Source organism: Pseudomonas sp. B424 (genome assembly GCF_055408345.1).
Genome location: NZ_JBUZTL010000009.1, coordinates 131,030 through 155,400, shown reverse-complemented (window position 1 = coordinate 155,400; position 24,371 = coordinate 131,030). Strand labels below are relative to the sequence as shown.

Annotated in this window: 23 protein-coding genes; 13 read left to right on the top strand and 10 right to left on the bottom strand. The window is 60.6% G+C overall.

What is annotated here, in order from left to right; translation table 11 throughout:
* Positions 1-123: 123 nt before the first annotated feature.
* The 3 genes from yaaA to ACZRMS_RS13490 all read left to right on the top strand — a co-directional run bounded on the left by yaaA (position 124) and on the right by ACZRMS_RS13490 (position 2,310).
* Positions 124-903, top strand: a complete 780-nt coding sequence (yaaA, locus tag ACZRMS_RS13500) for a peroxide stress protein YaaA (RefSeq protein WP_463995655.1) — start codon at positions 124-126, stop codon at positions 901-903.
* A gap of 104 nt (positions 904-1,007) precedes the next feature.
* Positions 1,008-1,472: a multidrug transporter gene (locus ACZRMS_RS13495; protein ID WP_463995654.1), complete on the top strand. Its 465-nt coding sequence runs from the start codon at positions 1,008-1,010 to the stop codon at positions 1,470-1,472.
* Between the two features lie 10 nt (positions 1,473-1,482).
* Positions 1,483-2,310, top strand: coding sequence for an SDR family oxidoreductase (locus tag ACZRMS_RS13490; RefSeq protein ID WP_463995653.1), 828 nt, complete (start codon positions 1,483-1,485; stop codon positions 2,308-2,310).
* Positions 2,311-2,427: 117 nt separating this feature from the next.
* On the opposite strand, the gene ACZRMS_RS13485 is transcribed toward ACZRMS_RS13490, so the two are convergent.
* Entirely contained in the window at positions 2,428-3,312 is an 885-nt protein-coding gene (locus ACZRMS_RS13485; RefSeq protein ID WP_463995652.1) for a LysR family transcriptional regulator, read from the bottom strand.
* Between the two features lie 109 nt (positions 3,313-3,421).
* Between ACZRMS_RS13485 and ACZRMS_RS13480 the strand changes: the two genes are divergently transcribed.
* A complete protein-coding gene (locus tag ACZRMS_RS13480) occupies positions 3,422-4,645 on the top strand; it encodes an MFS transporter (protein WP_463995651.1) in 1,224 nt (407 codons plus the stop codon).
* A 13-nt stretch (positions 4,646-4,658) separates the two neighbouring features.
* Complete coding sequence (locus ACZRMS_RS13475; RefSeq protein WP_463995650.1) at positions 4,659-5,054, top strand: DUF4440 domain-containing protein; 396 nt, start codon at positions 4,659-4,661, stop codon at positions 5,052-5,054.
* Between the two features lie 102 nt (positions 5,055-5,156).
* On the opposite strand, the gene ACZRMS_RS13470 is transcribed toward ACZRMS_RS13475, so the two are convergent.
* Genes ACZRMS_RS13470 through ACZRMS_RS13455 form a run of 4 tightly spaced genes read right to left on the bottom strand, consistent with a single transcriptional unit; the run spans position 5,157 to position 9,950 of the window.
* The gene (locus tag ACZRMS_RS13470) at positions 5,157-6,020 is read right to left on the bottom strand and encodes an efflux RND transporter periplasmic adaptor subunit (protein ID WP_463995649.1); all 864 of its coding nucleotides are present in this window, start codon (positions 6,018-6,020) and stop codon (positions 5,157-5,159) included.
* A 10-nt stretch (positions 6,021-6,030) separates the two neighbouring features.
* Positions 6,031-6,231 (bottom strand): DUF1656 domain-containing protein, encoded by a 201-nt coding sequence (locus ACZRMS_RS13465; protein ID WP_016781859.1) that lies wholly within the window; start codon positions 6,229-6,231, stop codon positions 6,031-6,033.
* Positions 6,221-8,407, bottom strand: coding sequence for an FUSC family protein (locus ACZRMS_RS13460; RefSeq protein WP_463995648.1), 2,187 nt, complete (start codon positions 8,405-8,407; stop codon positions 6,221-6,223). Before ACZRMS_RS13460 ends, ACZRMS_RS13465 begins: the two co-directional genes overlap by 11 nt.
* Before the next feature lie 31 nt (positions 8,408-8,438).
* Entirely contained in the window at positions 8,439-9,950 is a 1,512-nt protein-coding gene (locus ACZRMS_RS13455; RefSeq protein WP_463995647.1) for an efflux transporter outer membrane subunit, read from the bottom strand.
* Positions 9,951-10,168: 218 nt separating this feature from the next.
* Here ACZRMS_RS13455 and ACZRMS_RS13450 point away from each other — a divergent pair, with 218 nt between their 5' ends.
* A complete protein-coding gene (locus tag ACZRMS_RS13450) occupies positions 10,169-11,101 on the top strand; it encodes a LysR family transcriptional regulator (protein ID WP_463995646.1) in 933 nt (310 codons plus the stop codon).
* A gap of 94 nt (positions 11,102-11,195) precedes the next feature.
* On the top strand, positions 11,196-12,185 hold the full coding sequence (locus ACZRMS_RS13445; RefSeq protein ID WP_463995645.1) for a 2-hydroxyacid dehydrogenase: 990 nt from the start codon (positions 11,196-11,198) through the stop codon (positions 12,183-12,185).
* Positions 12,186-12,295: 110 nt separating this feature from the next.
* On the opposite strand, the gene ACZRMS_RS13440 is transcribed toward ACZRMS_RS13445, so the two are convergent.
* On the bottom strand, positions 12,296-13,192 hold the full coding sequence (locus ACZRMS_RS13440; RefSeq protein ID WP_463995644.1) for a DMT family transporter: 897 nt from the start codon (positions 13,190-13,192) through the stop codon (positions 12,296-12,298).
* A gap of 118 nt (positions 13,193-13,310) precedes the next feature.
* Between ACZRMS_RS13440 and ACZRMS_RS13435 the strand changes: the two genes are divergently transcribed.
* Positions 13,311-14,183 carry a helix-turn-helix domain-containing protein gene (locus ACZRMS_RS13435; protein ID WP_463995643.1) on the top strand — a complete coding sequence of 291 codons (873 nt, stop codon included), beginning with the start codon at positions 13,311-13,313 and terminating at the stop codon, positions 14,181-14,183.
* Positions 14,184-14,313: 130 nt separating this feature from the next.
* Here ACZRMS_RS13435 and ACZRMS_RS13430 read toward each other — a convergent pair whose 3' ends face one another.
* From ACZRMS_RS13430 to ACZRMS_RS13420, 3 genes are all read right to left on the bottom strand, one after another.
* Positions 14,314-16,728 (bottom strand): TonB-dependent siderophore receptor, encoded by a 2,415-nt coding sequence (locus tag ACZRMS_RS13430; RefSeq protein ID WP_463995642.1) that lies wholly within the window; start codon positions 16,726-16,728, stop codon positions 14,314-14,316.
* A 221-nt stretch (positions 16,729-16,949) separates the two neighbouring features.
* Positions 16,950-17,936 (bottom strand): FecR family protein, encoded by a 987-nt coding sequence (locus tag ACZRMS_RS13425; RefSeq protein ID WP_463995641.1) that lies wholly within the window; start codon positions 17,934-17,936, stop codon positions 16,950-16,952.
* Positions 17,933-18,493 carry an RNA polymerase sigma factor gene (locus ACZRMS_RS13420; RefSeq protein ID WP_463995640.1) on the bottom strand — a complete coding sequence of 187 codons (561 nt, stop codon included), beginning with the start codon at positions 18,491-18,493 and terminating at the stop codon, positions 17,933-17,935. The genes ACZRMS_RS13425 and ACZRMS_RS13420 overlap by 4 nt, the downstream gene beginning before the upstream one ends.
* A gap of 177 nt (positions 18,494-18,670) precedes the next feature.
* Here ACZRMS_RS13420 and ACZRMS_RS13415 point away from each other — a divergent pair, with 177 nt between their 5' ends.
* The 4 genes from ACZRMS_RS13415 to ACZRMS_RS13400 all read left to right on the top strand — a co-directional run bounded on the left by ACZRMS_RS13415 (position 18,671) and on the right by ACZRMS_RS13400 (position 23,212).
* Entirely contained in the window at positions 18,671-19,159 is a 489-nt protein-coding gene (locus tag ACZRMS_RS13415; RefSeq protein WP_463995639.1) for a sigma-70 family RNA polymerase sigma factor, read from the top strand.
* Positions 19,156-20,121 (top strand): FecR domain-containing protein, encoded by a 966-nt coding sequence (locus ACZRMS_RS13410; RefSeq protein WP_463995638.1) that lies wholly within the window; start codon positions 19,156-19,158, stop codon positions 20,119-20,121. The genes ACZRMS_RS13415 and ACZRMS_RS13410 overlap by 4 nt, the downstream gene beginning before the upstream one ends.
* A gap of 123 nt (positions 20,122-20,244) precedes the next feature.
* A complete protein-coding gene (fecA, locus tag ACZRMS_RS13405; protein ID WP_463995637.1) occupies positions 20,245-22,581 on the top strand; it encodes a TonB-dependent Fe(3+) dicitrate receptor FecA in 2,337 nt (778 codons plus the stop codon).
* A 202-nt stretch (positions 22,582-22,783) separates the two neighbouring features.
* A complete protein-coding gene (locus ACZRMS_RS13400) occupies positions 22,784-23,212 on the top strand; it encodes an HPF/RaiA family ribosome-associated protein (protein WP_463995636.1) in 429 nt (142 codons plus the stop codon).
* A 71-nt stretch (positions 23,213-23,283) separates the two neighbouring features.
* Here ACZRMS_RS13400 and ACZRMS_RS13395 read toward each other — a convergent pair whose 3' ends face one another.
* Positions 23,284-23,784, bottom strand: a complete 501-nt coding sequence (locus ACZRMS_RS13395) for a phosphate-starvation-inducible protein PsiE (protein WP_048360035.1) — start codon at positions 23,782-23,784, stop codon at positions 23,284-23,286.
* A gap of 267 nt (positions 23,785-24,051) precedes the next feature.
* On the opposite strand from ACZRMS_RS13395, the gene ACZRMS_RS13390 reads away from it, so the two are divergent.
* Positions 24,052-24,309 carry a YebG family protein gene (locus ACZRMS_RS13390; RefSeq protein WP_019410845.1) on the top strand — a complete coding sequence of 86 codons (258 nt, stop codon included), beginning with the start codon at positions 24,052-24,054 and terminating at the stop codon, positions 24,307-24,309.
* The last annotated feature ends 62 nt before the right edge of the window (positions 24,310-24,371 follow it).

Below are 24,371 nucleotides of genomic sequence, written 5' to 3'. Positions count from 1 at the left end.
GGATCAATCTCCCTGTGAAAACAGGCAGCACTATAACCGCACGCAGAGGGGCTATCGCGCTCATAGGTGGAGTCAAACCGCTCAACCCCCTAGAATCCCCCGACGCTAAATGGAGACGACCTCATGCTGATGGTGATTTCACCCGCTAAAACCCTCGACTACGAGACGCCGCCGGCCACTGCGCGTTTCACCCAGCCGCAATACCTGGACCACTCTCAGGAACTGATCGAACAACTGCGCGAGCTGAGCCCGCAACAGATTGGCGAGCTGATGCACTTGTCCGACAAGCTTTCAGGCCTCAACGCAGCGCGTTTCGGCAGCTGGACCCCGGCCTTCACCCCTGAAAATGCCAAGCAGGCCCTGCTGGCGTTCAAAGGCGACGTGTATACCGGGCTCAACGCCGTGGACTTCAACGAGGCAGACTTCGACTATGCGCAAACCCATCTGCGCATGCTCTCGGGGCTATACGGCCTGCTGCGCCCTCTGGACCTGATGATGCCGTATCGCCTGGAGATGGGCACCAAGCTGGCCAATGCCCGCGGCAAGGACCTCTATGCTTTCTGGGGCACCCGTATCAGCGAGTGGCTCAACGAAGCGCTGGCCGAGCAAGGCGATGACGTGCTGCTCAACCTGGCGTCCAACGAGTACTTCTCGGCGGTCAAAAAACCGGCCTTGAACGCACGCATCATCAATACCGAATTCAAGGACCTGAAAAACGGTCAGCACAAGATCATCAGCTTTTACGCCAAAAAAGCCCGCGGCATGATGAGCCGGTTTGTGATTAAGGAACGCATCAACAACCCCGATCACCTCAAGCAGTTCGATGATCAGGGTTATCGCTTCAGCGCAGAGCAGTCCAAGCCGGACCTGCTGGTGTTTTTGCGTGACCACGCTCCCGAATAACCCCCCTCATGCCTGATCCACCTCAGTTGCAGTGAACATGCGCCCTCGCCATGGGCATCTAAGCTTAAGTAGGATGTGTGTTCATTTTCTGCGAGGCGAGCGTCATGCTTATCGGCGTTCTACTGATCATCACGTGGCTGATCCTGCTGCTGCGTTACCCGTCCAAAGCCTTGCCGGTGTCGATGGCAGCACTGATCGGGCTGGCGCTAGTGGCTGTCTCGGTGGCGTGGCTGGATCATCGTGAAGCTCAGCAACTGGCACGTCTGGAGCTGCGTATCGTCTATGACCCCGTGCAGTGCCCGGCAGACCGTCCGCTGCAACTCACGCTGCAAAACCGCAATACCGTGCCATTGGCCGAACTCGGCTGGCGCATCGCGGCCTATGCACCCGGCGATACCGTCAACCTTGCCGACAACCTCTATACCGCCCCGCGCTACCGTGGGCCTGGCGAGCTGCAGCCCGGAGCAAGCTGGCAGGACTGCCTGCCCATGCCGCCCCTGCGCGCTGGTTATCGCCCGCAAACCCTCGAATTCAGAGCCGAGCGCCTGCAAGGCAGCTTTGCCAACTAAGGATATTTTGATGCAGCGTGTTTTGATCACCGGTTGCTCCAGCGGTATTGGCCGCGCCCTGGCCGATGCCTTCAAGGCGGCGGGCTACGAGGTCTGGGCCAGCGCCCGCAAGCCTGAGGATGTGGCCCGGTTGGCAGCAGCAGGGTTTAACGCGGTGCAACTGGACGTGAATGACAAGGAGGCGCTGGCGCAACTGGCCGAACACCTGGCCAGCGATGACGGCGGCCTGGACGTGCTGATCAACAATGCCGGCTATGGCGCCATGGGTCCGTTGCTCGATGGCGGCGTTGAAGGGCTGCAGCTGCAATTTGAAACCAATGTGTTTTCAGTGGTCGGTGTCACCCGCGCCCTGTTTGCAGCGCTGCGCCGCAACAAGGGCCTGGTGGTCAATATCGGCAGCGTCTCCGGCGTACTGGTGACTCCGTTTGCCGGCGCTTACTGCGCCTCCAAGGCCGCTGTCCATGCCCTGAGCGATGCCCTGCGCATGGAGCTGGCACCCTTTGGCATTGACGTGCTCGAAGTACAGCCCGGCGCCATCGACACCCGCTTCGCGAACAATGCCAGCGCACAGGCCGAACAGTTGATTGACGAGCGCTCGGCGTGGTGGCCGGTGCGTGACGGTATTCGGGCCAGGGCCAAGGCCTCGCAAGACAACCCAACCCCCGTATCGGCCTTTGCTGACGCGGTGCTCAAGGCCGTACAAAAACCCGGAACGCCGATGTTGCTCAGATACGGCAACGGCAGCCGTGCCATGCCGTTGCTGGCCGCGCTGGTGCCGGCCCGCTTGCTGCAAAAAATCCTGATGAAGCGGTTCGGGCTGGATAAAGACCTGCCGTGACCTGTAAATCTCTGTGGGAGTGGGCTTGCTCGCGATGGCATCTCCTCGGTTTTCCTGAAAGACCGCAGTGTTTGTATCGCGAGCAAGCCCGCTCCCACAGTGCCTGCGAAACCACGTTCAAGCATGGCCCTTCATGAAATCGATGAACACCCGCACCTTTAACGGCAGATGACGGGTGTCGGGGTACAGGGCGTAAACCCCCTGACGGGTAAATTGCCAGCCGGGCAGTAAATGAATCAGGCGCCCCGCCTGCAAGTCGTCCCCGATCAGCCAGTCAGGCAGGATCGCCACACCCTGCCCGGCCAGGGCAAAAGCGCGCAGTACCGATGAGTTGTCAGCCTTGATCCCTGCCTTGGCGGGGTTGGGTTGCCAGGGCCGGACCGTACCGCTGCTCACCTCGGTGATACTCAACTCCCCTACCCGGCCATGTTCCAGCCACGGCGTCTGTTCAAGGGCTTGTACGCTGTTGACACGCGGCACGCCGGCCACAAACGCCGGTGAAGCCACGGGCAAAATGTCGAAGGTACTCAACTGCACCGCACGATGGCTGGAGTCGAGTACGCGGCCCAGCCGCAGCGCTACGTCAAAACGCTCGGAGATCAGATCGGCATGGGTCGATGAGGTCGACAAGTGCACGTTGAGGTCGGGGTGCAACGCGCGAAACAGCTCCAGTGCAGGCACCACTTTGGCCAGTGCATATTCCACCGTGGTGGTGATGCGCAGCGTGCCTTTGAGTTCGGTGTGTTCGCTGCGCGCCTGATCAATGGCCAGCCGGGCCGCCTCCAGCATATTCACGCAATGCAGATAAAAACGTTCACCCGCCTCCGTCAGGGCCAGCCGCCGAGTGTTGCGCGTGAGCAGGGTGACGCCCAGTTCGGCCTCCAGCCGCTTGATGTTAAAGCTGACCACGGCACGGGTCTGGCCCAGTAAATCGGCCGCTGCGGTGAGTGAACCGGCTTCGACCACGGCTTTGAAAGTGTCGAATCGATCGAGGCTGACCATCTGCGAACCTGCCAATTGTCAAAATAATTTTGACAATCTAGCAGCACGGGCGGCGTTCCTCTAGCCGCAAAAGCCGCCTACTGTTCGGCCTCTGATCAAGGAGCCGGCCATGGCCTATCGCAACAAAATCGCACTGGTGTATTTGCTGGGCTTTGCGCTGGACCTGGTGAACATGTTCGCCGCCGCGATTGCCTATCCCGATATCAGCCAGGAACTGCAGGCATCGGTCACTCAGCTGGCCTGGATCGGCAATGCTTACATGCTCGGCCTGATCCTGATCATCTTGCCCAGTGTGTGGCTGGCGGCAGTGTTTGGCGAAAAGCGCCTGCTGGTGATCTCGCTGGTGCTGTTCAGCCTGGCGTCGTGGTGCGTGGCACACGCGGCGTCGATCGAGGCACTGATTGGCTGGCGCCTGCTGCAGGGGCTGGGCGGCGGGCTGTTGATTCCGGTCGGCCAGGCCATGGCGTATCGGCACTTTCCGGTTCGCGAACGTGCCCGCCTGACCTCGGTGATTTTGCTCGTGGCGCTGCTGGTGCCTGCCCTGTCGCCGGTAGTGGGTGGCTGGATGGTGCAGACACTGTCATGGCGCTGGGTGTTTTACGCCAATTTGCCGCTGGCTTTACTGACGCTGCTGCTGGCCGCCTGCTGGCTCAAAACCGAACCACGGCCGCCACACCCGCCGCGCCTGGACAAGGCCGGGCTGAGGGCTGGCGCCGCGCTGATGGGGCATTTGCTCAAAGGCCCGCCGCTGCAGGTGGCAATGCTCACGTACCTGTTCATCCCCGGGATTTTTATCGGCACGCAACTGGTGAGCATTTTGTATCTGCACCAACTGGGTTTTAGCGCCACGCAAACCGGCGCCCTGATGTTGCCGTGGGCCCTGGCCTCGGCGCTGGGCATCACCCTGAGCCGCTACCGGTTCAACCGTGTCGGCCCCAAACCCTTGCTGCTGCTGGGCATGAGCGCCCAGGCCCTGGGCATTGCACTGTTGATGCAGGTACAAAACACCGACCTGCTGTTGCCGATGGCGTTGTACGCATTGATGGGCTTTGGTGGCAGCCTGAGCAGCAGCACTGCGCAAAACACGGCGTTTATCGACATAGCCCCCCAACACATGGGCCCCGCCAGTGCGCTGTGGAATATCAATCGTCAGTTGAGCTTTTTGCTCGGCCCGGCATTGATGATGGCCTTGTTTGGCGCATTGACCACGATCACCTCGACGCCCCACGCCTTTGCCCTATGCTTTGCCATCGGCTGCGGGTTGACGCTGGTGCCCCTCATCCCCGTGCTACGCCTTGATACATCCCGCGTGCTGGCCTTGCTAGCACCCTGACCTGGAGATTCTGATGACTGATTTTGCGCGCTACTTTGACCTTGTGACCGAAACCCATGTCGAGATTGAAGGCTGGTTTTCGGGGCTTGAGCCCGGCATCTTGCCGACCTTGCTGGGGCGTTTTTCGCCGCAGTTTTCGATGATTACCCCCAGCGGCAAAGTGCTGGATATCGACGGGGTAGACGGGCTGTTTGAACAACTGCGCGGTGCGCGCCCGGGCTTGAAAATCACCCTGAGCGAGTTCAAGGGCATTGCCCTGTACCCGGACGGCGCGGTGGTCAGCTACCGCGAGTTGCAAGAGGAACACAACGGCAACCGCACTGATCGCCGTGCCACCGTTGTGTTTGAAAAGGACGCTGGCGGCAAGGTGCTCTGGCGCCATTTGCATGAGACGTTTGGCGCGGATTAAACCTGTGGGAGCGAGCCTGCTCGCGAAGGCATCACTGCGGTTTACCTGAAAAACCGTGCCGTCTGCATCGCGAGCAAGCCCGCCCCCACAGATTCGTCGGGATTACTCGGCTTTGTCCTGCTCCACGATCACAGTGCAGGTCGTGCCTGCCGCCAGCAGGAAACCATCGGGGATTTCGTCGATGTGGATGCGCACCGGCACCCGTTGCGCCAGCCGTACCCAGTTGAACGTCGGGTTTACATCAGCCACCAGCTCACGGCTCTCAGGGTTGTCACGGTCGTAGATACCGCGCGAGATGCTTTCCACATGCCCCTTCAGCACTTCGCCGCTCATCATCTGCAGGTCGGCTTTGTCGCCCACACGGATGTGCGGCAGCTTGGTTTCTTCGAAGAAGCCATAAACCCAGAACGAATCCTTGTCGATCACGGCCATTTTCGGATCGCCCACCCGCGCATAGTCGCCGCGGTGCACGTTGAGGTTGGTCACGTAACCGTCAACGGTAGCCAGCACTTTGGTGCGTTTGAGGTTGAGCTGCGCCGCGTCAAGCTGAGCCAGCGCGTGCTGGTAGTCAGCCAGGGCCGAGTCGGCGATGTTGCTGGCGTCGTCACGGTTTTCGCGGGAGATCACCAGGCTGTCCATGTCCGCCCGGCGATGGGCGTTGACCTTGCGCATCTCCCAGGTGGCCTTGCGGGACGCCACCAGCGATTGCGCTTGCTTGACCACGATTTGGTAATGCTCAGGGTCGATTTCCAGCAGCACGTCGCCCTTTTTCACCAACTGGTTGTCTTTGACCGGCACGCCTGTCACGTAGCCGTTAACGTCGGCCGCAACGTTGATGATATCGGCCCGCACCCGTCCATCACGGGTCCACGGGGTGTTCATGTAATGCTCCCAGAGGGTGCGGCCGATCCATATCGCAAGGGCCAGAACCAGCAAGGTGGCGAGCAGGCTGAAAAACTTTTTCATCGGATCGGTCTCAACGGTAAACAGTGAGCGCCATGGCGCCAAAAAGACAGGCAAACAGGCTCAGGCGCAACAGCGCCGGATGCCAGAAGAAGCGGTACAGGTCGTAGCCGGAAAACAGTCGGTCAAAGCCCCATGCCAACCCCGCCGCGATAAAAAACATCAGGGTCATGGTGGGCATGTAGACGCCGTGGAAGGCGATTTCACGAGGCATGTTCAAGTCCTTGCGGCTGGGCGTAAGCGGCCAGCGGCGATTGCGGGTCCAGCAGTGATGTACGGATGAAATGCAGGTAGCTTTGCACCCGAACCAGTGCCGAGGTGTCGAAGTTGCGGGCGAACGGCTCATCGGTGGACTGCACCCGGCCGATGGCGTGATCGACGGCAATCAGCGCACGCTCCAGGTTGCTTTCACTGGGGGCGATAAACAGCCGCACCAGCGCCCGGCCCATCACCCGGATGGCCTGACGCCAGGGCTGGGCCTCGGCGTAGGCCGGGTGAATCGGCAAGATCGCCTGCTCTTTGCGCAATTCGATAATTGCGTGGCCGACCTCCAGCACCACAAACATCCAGCGCAACAGTTCGCGTTGCACCTGCGGCTTGCCGGCTGCCAGGCCATACGCCTGGTGCATCAGGTCGCGGGTGCGGCTTTCCAGGCTGGAGCTCAGGCCACGCAGTTTGCCGCTGATGGCGTACACCACTTGTTCGCGCAGGTCCTGCTCCAGACGGCTCCACAGCCAGCGGCTGTTGGGCGGCAGGATAATCGCCCCGGCGGCGGCACAAACCAGCATGCCCAGCACCATCGCGATGTAGTCGTTGATGAACTGGTACGGGTTGTAAATCGTCAGGTTGTCGGGGACCGAACCGGTGCTGAAAAAAATCAGCAGGCCCAGGCCGACACCCGCGTAGTTGGCCCGCGAGGTGAGAAACGAGCCGAGCACGATCACCGGCGTCAGCACCAGGCACAACAGCGGGAAACCGTCGATATGGGGCAACACGAAGAACATTTCGACAAAGCCCACCAGCGCACCGATAAAGGTCCCGCACGCCATCTGGAACGCCATGCGTTTGGGGTTCGGCGTGGCCGCCGACAAGCCCACGGTGGCGGCTGCAATCAAGGTCATGGTGGCGCCGCTGGGCCAGGCCGTCATCACCCAGTAAGTGCCGAGCACCACCAGAATAAACGCGGCCCGGATGCCTGACGCGGCGGCCGACCACCAGTTGGTTTGCGAGATAAAGGGCTGGTCCCAGCGCTCGCGTTCGTGGGTGTGGTCGGCCAGCGAGGCGTGGGTCAACGCGTAGCTGTGCACGTCGTCAACGAAGCGGAACAACAGCTCGTACGCGGTGTTGAAGTCCAGAAAATCCGAGGGGCTCGGACCGCTTTCCAGAAACTTCACCCGCAGCGCACGCACATGCCCCGGCAGGCTCGCCTTGAATGCATCCAGTTGCTCGGCCAGCAAGACCGCATCTTTATCGGTCAACGAACGACCGGCGTAGGTGTCGAGCAACCGGGCAAGTATTTCCAGCTCCGGCTCAATGGCCGACACCACGTCCACCACACCACGGCTGCGCAAACGCGCGAGCAATTGGTGCAAGGCATTGAAGCGTGTGGTGATGGCCATGAACTCGCTGTTCAAACGGCTCAAGCGGCCACTGCGACGACGCATGTGCGGGTCTTCAAACACGGTCACGCTGCGCATGCCTTCGAGCCCCACGCTTTCACCGATAAAGCGCACGTTGCTGGCTTCATAGGCCTCTTGGGTGGACTGGCCGCGCAAGCCTTCGCTCACAAAGCCGGCAAACACACCGAAGCGTTTGTACAGCGCGTCATGCATCGCCGCGCCTGCGGTTTTAGGCAGGATGGCGGCGCTGATCACCGTGGAGCACAAAATGCCCAACGAGATTTCCAGCACCCGCCATACCGCGGCCATAAAGGCGCCGTCGGGGTGCGCCAGCGCGGGCAGGCCGACCATGGCGGCGGTGTAGCCCGCCAGCACAAAGCCATAGGCACGAAAGTTACGGCAACGGGCCGCACCGGCCGAGCAGATGCCCACCCAAATCGCCATGGCGCCCAGAAACAACACCGTGTTCTGCGCAAACAAGGCGATCAGCGCGACCATCACCGCCGAACCGGTCAGGGTGCCCAAAAACCGGTAAAAACTTTTGGCGAACACCTGGCCACTTTGCGGCTGCATCACGATAAATACCGTGATCATCGCCGTGCGCGGCTGCGGCAACTCAAGCCGCATGGCCAGCCACAGGGTCAGAAAAGCCGCAACCAGCACTTTGAAAATATGTACCCAGGTCACGCCATCGCTGCGTGCCCATTCATAAAAGCCACGGCGCCATTCCAGGGAATACAGCCAGCGTACCGGGGCGGGCAAGTGGTTCATCTACAGGCTCTCAAAATTAGCCATCAGGGATTTATTGATTGAACAGCGCCATGACTGCCGGGGGTTTGTCGGGGACATAACGGTCATCCTTGGGCACGTCAAAACCAGCCCCAAGTCCGCCACCCAGGGCCGTTACCAGCTCGGCATGGGCACTCAGGCGGGCGGCCTGGACCTGCTGCTGGATTTGCTGCTGCTTGAACAGCAGGGTTTGCGCATTCAGTACGTTGAGGTAGTCGGTCAAACCGCGTTGGAAGGCGACCATGGCAATGTCGTAGGTTTTCTGCGCGACCTCGACCGACTCGGCGGCGAACACCTGCTGTTTGTCCATCGACTCACGCTTGATCAACTGATCGGAAATACTCTTGAGCGCATTCACCAGCGTCTGGTTGTACCTGGCCACCGCCATGTCATAACCACCCGAGGCCACGCCCAGCTCGGAGCGCAGACGACCGCCATCAAAAATCGGCAGCGAGATCGCCGGGCCGACGTTGTAGTTGAGTTTCTTGCCCGTCAGGAACCCCAGTGCGCTGCCGCCGGTGGCCATAAAACCAATACTGCCCACCAGGTCCACGTTGGGGTAAAAACCGGCGTGGGCCACGTCAATGCCTCGGGCCTGGGCCGCCACTTCCCAGCGGCTGGCGACCACGTCGGGGCGCTGCCCCAGCAGTTGCGCAGGCAAGGCCGATGGCAGTTTCAGGGCGGTGTTCAAGGCCAGGGTCGGACGCTTCAGACGTGCGCCCTCGCCCGGACCTTTACCCGCCAGCGCTGCCAGCTGGTTGCGGGTCAGGGCGATTTCTTCTTCCCGGGCATCGATCTGGCGATGAATCTCGGGCAGCGGTGCTTGCGCCTGGCTGACTTCGAAGTGGGTACCGATACCGCCGTCCAGACGCTTTTGCGCCAGATCGAGGATCTGCTCTTGCTGGTGCAGGGTCGATTCGATGATGTCGAGCTGGGCGTAATGCAGCGACAGCTGGATATAGGCGCGAATCACGTTGTTCTGCAATTCGAGCCGGGCCTGACGCCCTTCGGCCACACTCATGTGCGCCAGGTCCACGGCCTGCTCGGTGGCATTGCTTTCACGCCCCCACAGGTCGAGGGCAAAACTGAAGCCCAGAGCGGCGTTGTTGTCCCAGGTGGTGGAGTTGTCCAGCGCGCCCGGGCCATAAAACTGGTCCGACGGCCAGTTGTGGCGCTTGAGGGTCGACTCACCATTGATTTGCAGCGATTCGGCCGACTCGGCAACCCCCGCCATGGCCCTGGCCTGACGCACACGGGCGCCAGCCATTGCCATTGTTGGGCTACCCTGCACTGCGAGGCTTATCCAGGCATCCAGTTGCGGGTCGCCGTAAGCGTGCCACCATTGAGCTTTGGGCCAGTTTGCGTCTTTCGCGGCGCTTTGAATCGCCTCGTCGGTGGCCAGGTTATTGGCAGGGAGCATCGTGTCTTTTGGACCGATGCCACCAAAACCAATGCAGCCGTTTAATGCTAACGATAAAGCCAGAACACTGAGGGCTTTAAGCTCTCTGCTGATGCGACGCTGCACTGCTGCAAATTCCTGACATGAGGGGATAAGACTTGAGGCAGAGAAGTCTATGGGTTGGCAGGCGCAACGATAAGCTGGCATAACTGTGAATCTTTATTACCGTTCTCGGGATAATCCGTTAGTCGAATGCAAAGCAGCCTGTAAAGGCTGAAACTTCATGTCACAATTTGCCGCTGCTGGTTGTCGTTGTCCCCTATACCGCCCCTTGAGAGCACTCCATGGACACTTTGCAAAATATGCGCGCCTTCAGTTGCGTAGCCGAAGCCGGAAGTTTCACGGCCGCTGCCGCCATGCTGGATACCACCACCGCCAATGTGTCGCGCGCGGTCTCGAACCTTGAGGCCCACCTGCAAACCCGCCTCTTGAACCGCACCACCCGGCGCATTGCCCTGACCGAAGCCGGCAAGCGCTATTTATTGCGTTGCGAGCAGATCCTGGCCTCTGTCGAAGAAGCCGAAGCCGAGGCCAGCGACGCTCACTCGCGCCCTGCCGGCCAACTGAAAGTGCACACCATGACCGGCATCGGCCAGCACTTTGTGATCGACGCCATTGCCCGTTACCGCAAGGCCCACCCGGATGTGACCTTCGACCTGACCCTGGCCAACCGCGTGCCGGATTTGCTCAACGAGGGGTACGACGTGTCCATCGTGCTGGCCAGCGAGCTGCCGGATTCGGGCTTTGTGTCCCAGCGCCTGGGCATCACCTACAGCATCGTCTGCGCATCGCCCGGTTACGTGAAAGCCTACGGCAACGCAACCAAGCCCAGCGACCTGCTCAACCATGCCTGCCTGCGCCTGGTAAGCCCGGTGATTGCGCTGGATAAATGGGTGTTCGAAGGCCCGGAAGGTCAGGAGATGGTGCTGATCAACTCCTCGCCGTTCCTGGTCAACTCCGCCGATGCGATGAAAACCGCGATCACCAGCGGCATGGGCGTGGGTGTGCTGCCGGTATATGCCGCCATCGAAGGCCTGCGCAACGGCACACTGGTGCGCATGCTGCCCAAGTACCGCTCGCAAGAACTGAACCTGTACGCCATCTACCCGTCACGCCAGTATCTGGATGCCAAAATCAAAACCTGGGTGGAGTACATGAAAGGCTCCTTGCCGGAGATATTGGCAGCGCACCAGACCGAACTGGCGACGTATAGCTGATAGCACCCTGCCCAAGGTTCCACCGGATATTGGCGCAGGGCTGTCGGGAATGTTAGCGTGCTTACATTCCCGACAGCCGATGAGCCTTGTTCCGATGAGCCTTCCCAGCACAAAAAAAACCGTACTCGCCTTCAGCCGCGTAACGCCCGAAATGATCGAGCGCTTGCAGCAGGACTTCAACGTCATCGCCCCCAACCCCAAGCTGGGCGATATCAACGCACAGTTCGACGAGGCGCTGCCCCACGCCCATGGTTTGATCGGCGTCGGCCGCAAGCTGGGTCGCAAGCAACTGGAAAACGCCAAACAGCTGGAAGTCGTGTCCAGCGTGTCGGTGGGTTACGACAACTACGATGTCGACTATTTCAACGAGCGCGGCATCATGCTCACCAACACCCCGGACGTACTCACCGAAAGCACCGCTGACCTGGGCTTTACCCTGATCATGAGCAGCGCCCGCCGGGTCGCTGAACTGGACGCCTGGACCAAGGCCGGCCAGTGGCAAGCCAGCGTGCCGCCCGCCTTGTTCGGCAGCGATGTGCATGGCAAAACCCTGGGGATCGTCGGCATGGGCAATATCGGTGCAGCCGTTGCTCGCCGGGGTCGACTGGGGTTCAACATGCCAATCCTGTACAGCGGCAACAGCCGCAAGACCGAGCTTGAACAAGAACTGGGCGCGCAATTTCGCAGCCTGGACCAACTGCTGGCCGAGGCAGATTTTGTCTGCCTGGTGGTGCCGCTCAGCGAGAAGACCAAACACCTGATCAGCCATCGCGAACTGGGGCTGATGAAGAAAAGTGCCATCCTGGTGAACATCTCCCGCGGCCCTGTGGTGGACGAGCCGGCCCTGATCGAAGCCCTGCAAAACGGCACCATTCGTGGCGCGGGCCTGGACGTTTACGAGAAAGAGCCGCTGGCCGAGTCACCTTTGTTTGCATTGAAAAACGCCGTGACCTTGCCCCACATTGGCTCGGCGACCCATGAAACCCGCGAAGCGATGGCCAACCGTGCGCTGGCCAACCTGCGCAGCGCCCTGCTGGGCGAGCGCCCGCAAGACCTGGTCAACCCGCAGGTGTTCAAGGGCTGACGCAAGGCCTGTTGTGGGAGCGGGCTTGCTCGCGATGACAGCGACGCGGTGTATCAGTCACACCTCGGCGATCCGATCGCGAGCAAGCCCGCTCCCACAGGGGGGGAGGCTCACGCCAGCTTGGCGTTCAGTGCCACCGGTTTGGGCTTGCGAAACACCAGCACGTTGCCCAGCATCACCAGTACCAGCCCGGCCAAGGCTGGAGCCGTCCACTGGTAGCCTTCAACAAACGCCGACACGTTCAGCGCCACCAACGGGAACAGCACTGTGCAATAAGCGGCGCGCTCCGGGCCCATGCGCCCCACCAGGGTCAGGTAGGCCGTGAACCCGATCACCGAACCCGGAATCACCAGGTACAGCAGCGAGCCAATGTAGCGCGTGTTCCACTCCATACCGAACGGGATACCGCTGAACACGCAGTACACCGCCAGCATGCTCGCGCCATAGAGCATGCCCCAGGCATTGGTGGTCAGCGGCCTGAGCCCGGCTTTTTGTTGCAGGCTGGACAGCATGTTGCCCGCCGAAAAACACAGGGTACCGATCAGCGCCAACCCCAGGCCGAGCAAAATGTGCGGCGTTGCGGCATGGCCGCTCAGTTCAGGCCAGAACAGCAAGCCCAGCCCGAGCATCCCCAGCGCACCACCGGCGATGACATTGCGGGCGATTTTCTGCTTGAAGAAGATCCGCGCATTCAGTGCGTTCCACAGGGTGGCTGTAGAGAACACCACCGCGATCAAGCCTGTGGTCACCCACTGGCTGGCCGTCAGAAAACACATGAAGTTAACGCAAAAAAGGCACAACCCCTGAGCCAGGCAAATCATATGCCCGCGCCTGTTCATCACCTGCAACTTGCGGCTGAGCAGCAGCACGGCAAACAGCACCAGCGCCGCCAGACCAAAGCGGTAAACGATGGACACCGGAATCGCCACCACCCCCAGTTGCAGCTTGAGGGCAATCCACGTGGTGCCCCAGATCAGCACAGTCGACAGATACAAAAACAGATTCATGGCGCACTCCAGACAATGGCTTTTAGTGTGATCCCCGGTCTGTGCGGCCACTTGCAGATTCTTGCGCTTTTGTTGGCCCGGGGCTGGCGGCCTGGATACGAGGGAGTAGGATGCGAACATGCCCGCATTCGATACCCTGCAAGTTTTCCAGTCCATGAACAGCTCGCCCAATGCCCGTCTGGAGCACAGTGTCGAGCTGAGTGAAGGCATGGCCGCTGCTTTGTGGACCAACCACCACGACGCCCGCGAATATCAAGCGCCGACCCATCACACGTTGTCGTGCTACATCTCCGGCGGCACTGGCACCTTTCGTCGTGAGCAACCCGGGGCCAAAGGGGCGCCGGGCAAGCTGTGCGTCCTGCCTGCAGATCACCAATCGGCGTGGGTCATCAATGGCGAGATACGTCTGGCCCATGTGTATGTCAGCCGGGAGCAATTTGCGTTGGGGTGCATCACCCTGCTCGACCGCGAACCACGGGAACTGCAGCTGCGTGAAATCACCTTTCTGGATGACGAACAGCAAAGCCGGCGTTTTCATCGACTGATCGAAATGAACTGGGACGAACCCGGCGAACGCCTGCTGACCAGCAGCCTGGCCAGCGAGTTGCTGGATCATGCCGTGCTCAGTCAGGTGGGGATGCGCAGCGGGTTGCAACTCAAGGGCGGGCTGGCGGCCTTCCAGCGTCGCCAACTGGTCGAATACATCGAACACCAACTGGCCGAACCGCTGAACATCGGCCAACTGGCGGCGCAGTGCGCGCTGTCGCCTTATCACTTTGCGCGCATGTTCCGCGAAAGCTTCGGCGTGCCTCCGCACCAGTACTTGCTGGCCCGCCGCCTGACCCGCGCCCGCGATTTGCTGCGCAACAGCCCACTGCCCCTGGGTGATGTGGCGCTGGCCTGCGGCTTTGCCAGCGCCAGCCACTTCGCCAACCGCTTCAAACAAAGCCTGGGCTGCACGCCGGGGGAATATCGGGCGGTGTTCAGGTAACCCCACAACTTTCATCTTTGGGAGCGGGCTTGCTCGCGATTGGATCGACGCGGTGTATCAGGCAAACCGCGCTAAGGCCATCGCGAGCAAGCCCGCTCCCACACAAAGCCATGTCCCGAGGCTGCGGCCTTTAAAACTCCAATGTGCTGGAGAACGTCACTTGCCGTGAGTCCCCGATCGACACAAAGGTGCGGCTGGCTGCCGAGGTGTAGTAGGTGCGGTCGAAGAGGTTTTTGACGTTGACCTGGAACTTGACCTTTTGCCCTTCGATCCGGGTGTCGTAGGTCGCAAAGGCATCCGCCACGGTGTAGCCCGGCAGGTCGAAGTCGTTCAGCGCATCACCGGCACGCTCGCCCACGTAGCGGGCGCCTGCGCCAACGCGCAATTTGTCGCCGCCTGCGATGTTGCCAAAATCATAAACCGCCGATACCGAGCCGCTGTTTTTGGCCACGTTCTGCAAGCGCATGCCCTGGTAGGTCGTATCTTTGGTGACTTCGGCATCGGTGTAGGCGTAGCTGGCGATCAGGCTCCACTGGTCGCTCAGCTGGCCGCTGACGTCCAGTTCAAGGCCCCGCGAGCGGACTTCACCGGCCGCCGAGTAAGCCGTAATGCCATCCACAGTGGAGGACACCAGCACGTTGCGTTTTTTGATGTCGTACAAGGCCACGGTGCCGGTAATGCGCCCCGGCAAATCCAGTTTGGCCCCCAGTTCCCAGGACTTGGACTGCTCCGGTGCGATGGACGAATCCAGCACCACACCGCCCGTCAGCGGCGCAATGCTGGAGTTGGGCTTGAAAGATTCGGTGTAGCTGCCATAGAACGACAGCTCATCGGTGTAGCGGTACACCAGCCCGGCACGGGGGATCCACTTCACACCGCTGGTGTCGGTGCTGACCTTGAACGGAATGCTTTTACCGCCCAGCTGGTCGTACTTCTGGAAGCGCGCCCCCGCCACCAGAATCCACTGGTCGGTGAGGTGGATGGAGTCCTGGGCAAACAGCGAATCGCTGCGCAGCAAGTCGGTCTGGTTGCTGTCACTGGCGCTGACGGTGGTGCCGGCAACTTCATTGCCATACACCGGGTTCTCGTAACTGAAGGTGGACTGGCTGTCCTCGCGGATCAGCTCGGCGCGGTAGATTTTGCGGTATTCGTCATCCACGCCAAACACCAGGTCATGCTGCATGCCCGCCGCCTGGACCTTGCCTTGCAGGCTGATGGTGGAAAAACGGTCTGTGGTGATGGCGCCTTTGGTGCCGTCCATTTTGCGGGTCAGTGTGCCGTCCGGGTTGACCTTGGTGACGCGCACCTGGCTGGCGTCGTAGGTCTCGCGGTTCCAGCTGTAGCCGAAATGGGCTTTCCAGTCGTCGTTGAGGTCGTGATCGACTTCAAGGCGATACAGGTCGGAGCGCCCTTCCATATTGTTGAACGGCTCATCCAGACGGCGCGTGGCCGGGATATCCAGCGGGTGGTTGGTGGCCGGGTTGATCGCCGTACCCCGGTCAAACGGGGTCAGAAACTCGCGGTGTTCGTATGCCAGCAGCACTTGGGTGTTGTCGCCATACCAGGCCAGAGACGGTGCGATCAGCGTCTCGCGATGCACACCGAAGTTGCGCCAGTAATCTTCGTCCTCGTGGTCGATGATCATCCGGTATGCCAGGCCCGAATCCCCCAACGGGCCGGTGCTGTCCAGACTGCCGCCACTGCCGTTTTTGCCCGATCCATAGGTTGAGCCACGCACAGTGAGCGCGCTGTACTGCTCAAGCTGCGGTTTTTTGCTGACCACGTTGACTACGCCGCCCGGGTCTTGAATCCCGTAGAGCAACGAGGCCGGGCCCTTGAGTACTTCGACCCGCTCCGTCGCGGCCCCCATCGCCCGGCCCTGCACCAATGGCATGCCATCGCGCATGATCGAACCGTCGCGGTTGTCACCAAAACCGCGCTTCATCACCGAGTCCTGGGTGCTGCCCAGCGTGTTGCCCTGGGTGATACCGCTGACGTTGTTCAAAGCGTCGTCCAGATTGCGCGGTGCCTGATCGCGAATGACCTGGGCAGCCACCACGTTGATGGTTTGCGGGATCTCCATGCTCGAGCCCGTGCCGCGCATCACCGAAGTGCTGGCCGGTGGCTGATAGCTGGTGTCATCCGAAGCCTGCGAGGTAATGCTGGTGGCGCCCAGGTTCAAGGCGCCTGCCGTGGGCCGGGGTTCGAGGGCGAAGGTGTTGGCGTCGGTGCGCCGGGCATTGAAGCCCGACTGCGCGAGCAACTGCTGCAAGGCCTGGCCGGCACTCATGCGGCCCTTGATGGCCGGGGCTTGAAGGCCCAAAGGCGCTTCGTCGGTGTAGACCACGCTGAGGCCGGTCAAGCGGCTGAAGTCGTTCAGGGCCCGGGGCAGCGGTTTGGCGGGCTGGTTGAACTCAAACAGCGCACTGGCTTGCCGGGTAGCCTCGGCGGCCATTGCTGCGCAAACCGGGTTTAGTGCCAACCCGGCCATCACAAACGCAGAAGCCCCCAACCACTGTTTCACCGAACTTGCCCTGGACTTCATGCTCATGACCTGTGTGTTGACTCGATACGGAATACGAATTTTTCGCATTTTCAAGCACTACACGGATGGGAACGGGGGTTACCTCACCTGATGCGCAAAAATAATTTCGGATGCGGGAGCGGGCTTGTTCGCGGTCGGATCGCTACGGTGTATCCGGTGAACCGCGGCGTCTGCATCGCGAGCAAGTCGGCTCCTACAGAAGGAATGATTGTCAGGGGGGGTCAACGCAACACAATCAGCCCAAACACACTGTGCTGTTCAAACCCGAGCACGCCCTGTAACGAATTGAGCACCGCTTGCGGGTCCTGGCTGGGGAAGCTGCCACTGATGCGCCGTGTGCCCAATTGGGCATTGAGCAACACAATCTGCCCCGGGTAATAACGCTTGAGGTCCGCCACGACGTCGACCATCGGCGTTCTGGAGTAGGTCAGCCAGCCTGTGCGCCAACCCAGTCGGGCCTGGCTGTCGACGTGGTGCACCGCATCGGTCACGCCGCCATCGTAGGTCAGTTGCTGATCCGCGGTGAGGATCTGCTGCGCCGCGTTCTTGCTCGCCCTGACCCCTACCCGCCCGGACAGCACCGTGACTTGCGCCCCACCCGGCTGCAGGCGCACTTCAAACTCAGTACCCAGCACCCGCGCTTCGCCGCCCTCGGCATCCACGACAAAGGGCTCACCGGTGTGGGTGACGTGAAAGAAGGCCACGCCACGGCGCAGTTGCACATGGCGCTCACCGCCACTGAAGTTCACCGCAATGGCACTGTCGGCATCGAGCGTGACCCGGGACTGGTCGGCCAGCACCACCGTGCGCACTTGCCCCGGTACGCTCACATAATCAGCGCCCAGATCATCCAGCCAGCGGGCAGGCTGCCAGCCGGCAAACACGCCGACCATCAGCAGCAAACAGGCCGCCACCGCCAACCCGCTGGCCCAGTGCCGCAGGAGGCTGCGCCGGGACCTGTCCATCGCGTTGAGGTAACGCTGCATCACCAGGGCCTCTTCGTCTGCCAAGGTGGTGCCGGCCACCTCGCTCAACTCCCACACCACCTGTGCCCGGGCATAGGCCTCGGCGTGGGCCGGGTCGGCCTGCAGCCAGCGACTGAAGGTGGCCTGGTCACCGCTGTCGGGCTGATCGTGCAACACACTGAGCCACGCCAGCGCGGTGCGCTCTTGCTCGGGGGTGACGGGGATACTCGAACGACTGATCACGACAGGGTCTCGGGCGGCGGCTCACGCAAACTGGCCTTGCAGGCCTCCAGGGCGCGCATCATATGTTTTTCAACGGCACTTTGGGACACGCCCATGACCTTGGCGATGTCGGCATAGGTGCGACCGTGAATCCGGTTGAGCAAAAAAATATGCCGCGTGCGCTCGGGCAGGCTGCGCAAGGCCGCCTCGACCTGGCGTAAATCGTTGCCTGCTTCCAGCGCCGCCTGGGGCTCGCAGCTTTTGGTATCCGCCAAGGGCTGCCACTGATGGCTGATCCGCTCGCGGGTGCCTTCGCTGCGCAAATGGTCAATGGCGATGTTGCCCGCACAACGCAGCAGGTAGGTGCTGAGTTCTTCAACCTGCACCAGAGGCCGGCGCCAAAACCGCAGGAACAAGTCCTGAACCAGATCGGCAGCAGTGGCCCGGCACCCCACGCGGCGGCTCACCAGCGCTTCCATTTGCGGACGCTGGGACAAAAACACCTGCAGAAAATGCGCTCGTCCATGGCGCGATTCATTGCTGGGGCCATCCTTGAGTTCGGGAGGGGTCATGGACATCGGGGCGCAGGTCAGAAAGGAAAGCGATACTAATGATAAATATTCTCATATGCAAAAACATATGTCGGGCTGTGTCCATGTCATTGATAAGCGGTGATTGCTCAATGCAATCAGCCACCCATACAATGCGAACAATTCTTGTTCTCTAACGCGTTTTCAATGCAGCTGGAGTGGTCGTTGCCGCAGTCAAACACCGTCGAGGTCCTCTATCAGGACCACCACAGCTGGCTCACGGGCTGGTTGCGGCGCAAGCTGGGCTGCCCGCAAAGTGCCGCCGACCTGGCCCAGGACACTTTCATGCGGCTGCTGACCGCCCGTGAAACGCCCTCCCTGGCCGAGCCCCGGGCGTTCTTGACCGTCGTCGCCAAGCGCGTGCTGTTCAATCACTACCGTCGCCAGGATCTGGAGCGCGCCTATCTGCTGGCACTGGCCGAGATGCCCGAGCAACTCGCACCCAGCGAAGAAGAACGGGCGATCATCCTGCAAACCCTGATGGAGCTGGATCAGTTGCTCGACGGCCTGCCCTCCCCGGTCAAGCGGGCCTTTCTGCTGGCCCAGGTCGATGGCCTGAGCCATGCCCAGATCGGTGCCCGACTGGGCATTTCGATTGCCACGGTCAAACGTCATTTGAGCAAGGCAGCCCTGCGCTGCTACTTCGCCCTGTGAGCGGCGCGTTCAACAACCCGCCCGACATCGGTTCGGATGTTGCCGGGCAAGCGGTGAGCTGGCTGATCGAAATGCAGGGCGGCGCCCTCGCCCCCCAGCGCCAGCAAGCCTGGGAACAATGGCTGCAGGCCCATGGCGAACATCAGCGGGCGTGGGAGCATATCCAGCGGGTCAACCAGCGTTTGCGCAACTTGTCATCGCCACTGGCCCACGCGGCCTTGAATGCCCCCCAAAGCAGCAGCCGGCGTCAGGCCCTGAAACTGTTGTTGCTGTTGGGCGCAGGATCGGCGCTGACCTATGGCTTGCGCGACCGATTGCCCATCGCCCCGCTGCTGGCAGACTTCAGCACCCCGGTGGGGCAACGGCGCAGGCTGCAATTGCACGATGGCAGCCAGATTCATCTCAACACCGGCAGTTCGGTGGACGTACGTTTTGATGCGCAGCACCGGGTCATTCGCCTGCTCGAAGGCGAGATGCAGCTGACCAGCGCCCGGGATGCCCGCCCCTTGCAGGTACTGACCGCCCACGGCGCATTGCAACCCCAGGCCGCACGCCTGAATGTGCGCCAATTCGGCGACCGCACCGAACTCGCCGTGTTTGATGGCCGGGTTGAACTCACCCCGGCCGCCCATCCAGGGCCAGCGCTATGGGTGCAACCCCGTCAGCAACTGAGCTTTGACCGCCAGGGCTGGAGCACCCCGCGGCCGCTGGATGCGGGCAGCGGCGCCTGGACCGACGGCATGCTGGTGGCCGCCCACATGCGCCTCGGGGACTTCTTGGCTGAACTGGGACGCTATCGCCGCGGCCGGCTCAACTGCGATCCAACAGTGGCCGACCTGCTGATCTCCGGCACCTATCCGGTGGACGACAGCGAGCGGGTTCTGGACCTGCTGCAAGTCAGCCTGCCGGTGCGGGTCAAGCGCTTTACCCGGTATTGGGTGACGGTCGAAGCGAAAGCCTGACTCACACCATGACCCCGCTCCCACAAGGGGTCCGCATCAATTTCAAAAAATGTGAGCTGTTTTCGAATCTGGCGTGACAGAGGAGGTAAGCCACTTCGATTATTACCTTTCCAGGATTCGTTCATGCCTGTTCAGCCTTTTCGTCTCACCTCTTTAGCCCGCTTGCTGCTGGGTGCCAGTTTGAGTTTTAGCGTTCTGCCGATGGCCTTGGCCGATGCCAAGGCTTATCACATCGCCCCCGCCTCACTGGAAAACGCCCTGAACCAGTTCGGTCGTGAAGCCGGGGTGCTGATTTCGTTCAGCTCCACCACCGCCAGCGGCATTCAGAGCAAGGGCCTGGAAGGCACTTACGAGCCCGAACAAGGCCTGCAGGCGTTGCTGGAAGGCACAGGGCTGCAAGCCCGCGCCGAGGGGCTGGGCGCGTTCAGTCTGCAACCCGTAACCGCCTCTGCAGCGCCTGCGAGCATAGAACTGGGCGCATCCAGCGTGGTCGGCGACTGGCTGGGCGACGCGGCGCAAACCGATGTATTTGAACACCCCGGTGCCCGCGACGTGATCCGCCGCGAAGCGTTCGAGCGTCAGGGCGCCACCAGCGCCCGTGAGGTGCTCAATCGCATCCCCGGCGTCAACGCCCCGGAAAACAACGGCACCGGCAGTCACGACATGGCGCTCAACTTCGGCATTCGCGGGCTAAACCCACGGCTGGCTACCCGCTCCACCGTGTTGATGGACGGCATCCCGGTACCCTTCGCCCCCTACGGCCAGCCGCAGCTGTCGTTTGCCCCGATCAGCATGGGCAACATGGACGCGGTTGACGTGGTGCGCGGTGGCGGTGCCGTGCGTTATGGCCCGCAAAACGTCGGCGGTATCGTCAACTTCGTGACTCGCGCTATTCCTGATGAACCTACCGTCAAGGCCGGTTTCCAGACCGAGACCAGCCCGTCATCCACCCAGGATGGCTTCAAGAAAACCGCCAACCTGCTGGCCGGTGGCACCAACGACAATGGCCTGGGTGGCGCCTTGCTGTACTCCGGCACCCGCGGCGGCGACTGGCGCGAGCACAGCGACACGCGCATCGACGACTTGATCCTCAAGGGCAACTACCAGATCGACGAAGCCAACAGCGTGCACGCCATGGCCCAGTACTACGATGGCGAAGCCGATATGCCCGGCGGCCTGAGCACCGCGGCCTACAAAGCTGATCCGTACCAGTCGACGCGCCCGAACGACAAGTTCTGGGGCCGTCGCACCCTGGTCAACTTCGGCTATCGCTACCAGCAAGACCGCCGCGAATTCACGGTCAACAGCTTCTTCACCAAAACCCTGCGCAGCGGTTATCTGGACCAGGGCACCTTCCTCTCGCTGTCGCCACGGGAATACTGGGTACGCGGGATCGAAACCCGCATAGCCCAGGGCTTTGACCTGGGCAGCAGCAGCCACGAAGTGGGCGCAGGATATCGCTACATCAGCGAAGCCGGCCACGAGCTGCGCTATCGCACGCCCATTGCCGCCAACCAGCTGCCCACCACCGACAGCCGCAATGACCGCGACACCCGCGGTGCCACCGAAGCCCATGCGTTCTTTATCGATGACAAGATCGACATCGGCAAATGGACATTCACCCCCGGCATTCGCTACGAGATGATCGAGCAACAGCAAACCAACCTGCTGACCCACGTCAAATACAAGGGCGACTACAACACCCCGCTGCCGGCGCTGAACGTGATGTACCACGTGACGGACAGCTGGAATATCTATGCCAACACCGAAGGTTCGTTCGGCAGCGTGCAATACAGCCAGATGCCCAACCGTGTCACCGGCGGCGAAGTCAAACCCGAGAAAGCCCGTACCTGGGAACTCGGTACGCGCTACGACAATGGCAACCTGCGCGCGGAGATCGGCGCATTTTTGATCAACTTCAACAACCAGTACGACAGCAACCAGACCACCGACACCGTGATCGCACGGGGTAAAACACGTCATCAAGGGATCGAGGCCAGCGTCAACTATGCGCTGGATGGCTTGAGCCCGGCACTGGCCGGTTTCGACGTGTACGCCAGCTATGCCTATGTTGACGCGACCATCCGCGAAGATGGGCCGAACAAAGGCAATCGTGTACCGTTCTCCTCGAAAAACAAGGGCAGCATCGGGGTGGGATACACCGAGGGTCCGTGGAAAGCCAACCTGGACAGCACCTTCCAGAGCAACCAGTTTGCCGACAACGCCAACACCCGCGCCGAAAGCGCTGATGGCAGCACCGGTTTAATCCCCGGTTACATGGTGTTCAACAGCCGTGTGGGCTATGACTTCGGCCACCAGCTGTCTGATCTGAACGTGGCCGTGGGGGTCAAAAACATCCTCAATCACGAGTACTACACCCGCTCGTTTGACGATAACAACAAGGGCAAATACGTGGGCGAACCGCGCACGCTTTACGTCCAGACATCTGTCGCATTTTGATATAAATCAACCAAAGCCCGCCCATGCGGGCTTTTCTTACAGCCAAAGACTGACGCCAGTCACAGCGCGTGAGACTTCCTGAAAATAGTGCTTGAAATATTTCGTCATCGGCCCAAACACTGTAACTGAGCGATGACGATGAACCTTTGGGTACTCGAGGCCGTCAGACCTCACACGAGCACGCTTATATAAGGGAAGAACTATGCTTACTCACGTCTTTTCCGATAAACACATCGACAGTGACAAACGCACCCAAGACTGGGTTACCGCTACTGTTGAAGTAACGCTCGAACGCCATTTGGAATTTTTGACCCGGGTCGAAGTTCATCTCAGCGATGAAAATGGTGGCAAGTCTGGTCCTAAAGACAAACGCTGCAAAATGGAGGCTCGACCTAAAGGACACCAGCCGATTCTCGTGTCCCACGACGCTGATTCGCTGACACAAGCCGTGGAGGGTGCCGCTGAAAAACTGGAGCACGCTCTGGAACACTTGTTCGGCAAGCTGCGTGGCAAACGTACAGTGACCCTCGCCCCGGAAGGGTTTGAGGAGAAAGAGCCAAAGCAGAGTGCTGACGCCCTGCTGGAAGAAGAGTTTTTGGAGAAAGAAAAAGAACTCGAACTCAATAGCTGATTCAGCGTTCAGGACGCACAAAAAAGGGCGGACTTACTTCGGTAAGCCCGCCCTTTTTCATGTCGTTGCGGTTACAGCTCGCCCTTCTCCACCTCAGGGTGTTCACCGGAGCCGGCACCGGTCTTGCGATGCGGGTTCTCGATCTTCACCGACGGGAACTGCGAGGATGCATAGCGCACCACCAGGATCGCAAACGCCAGCAACAGAATCGCCCCGGTCAGGTACACAACGCCCATGTCCGGCGGGTTGTGATGTGACACGTTGGAAATCAGCAAGCGGGTCAGCGCCGTGATCGCCACGTAAATCAGGAACCGTACCGGCATATGGTTGGTCTTGAAGTAAATCCCGACCATGGCGCCCAGTTCGAGGTAGATGAACAGCAGCAAAATGTCATCAATGGTGATGTTGCCCTTCTCCACCATCCCCAGAAATTCCATCACCGCCGCCCAGGCAGTGACCGCACCAATGGCGAACAACGCCATGTAGTGGAAGGTCTCAACGAACAGATTGCCCATCGACTCGGCCAGTTCATGAACCTGGCGACGTAGCTTTTCAGCTTTGTTAACTCTCACGATGCAGCTCCTTGAATCGACTCGAACGGATCATCCGCGATACACATGACGCTTTTTACATGCAGAAAAAAGGCCAGTCTCTTCTGGTGAGAAGGTGGCCAGCGGCTATTAGACACCTCGCATGCCCCGCTCGCACCTCAATAGCGCTCCATTTGCAGCTAGAGTAAAAAAGCCGCTATTCAAATCCTGGTGATTGGCTTATCCTTTTCGCTGTATATAAATACAGTAATCGCTAGATAATTTACGTGAAGGCATATGAGGTGGTAAATGGCCGTCGAAGTGGTATACCGCAGCAGCCGAGATCTGGAGCGTTTGTTCATGGATAAAGCCGAAGCTGACCGTCATGACAAAATGCTGGAGCTGGCCGAATTGCTGGCTGAAGTGTTGCAAAAGGCTGTGCCGTCACTGAGCGAACAGCAAGTCGAAGAAGCCGGTATCTACATGGCGAAAAACCGCGATGTGTTTGCCAAGGCCTTCAAGAGCCAGCCGGACGCCCTGTCCGAGTTGCTGGTCGACAGCGAGTAATCGCCCCGTCCCTCGCTTGACTCTCCCCTACGGGGCAGACCCTACCCTCAAAGGCCCCCTTT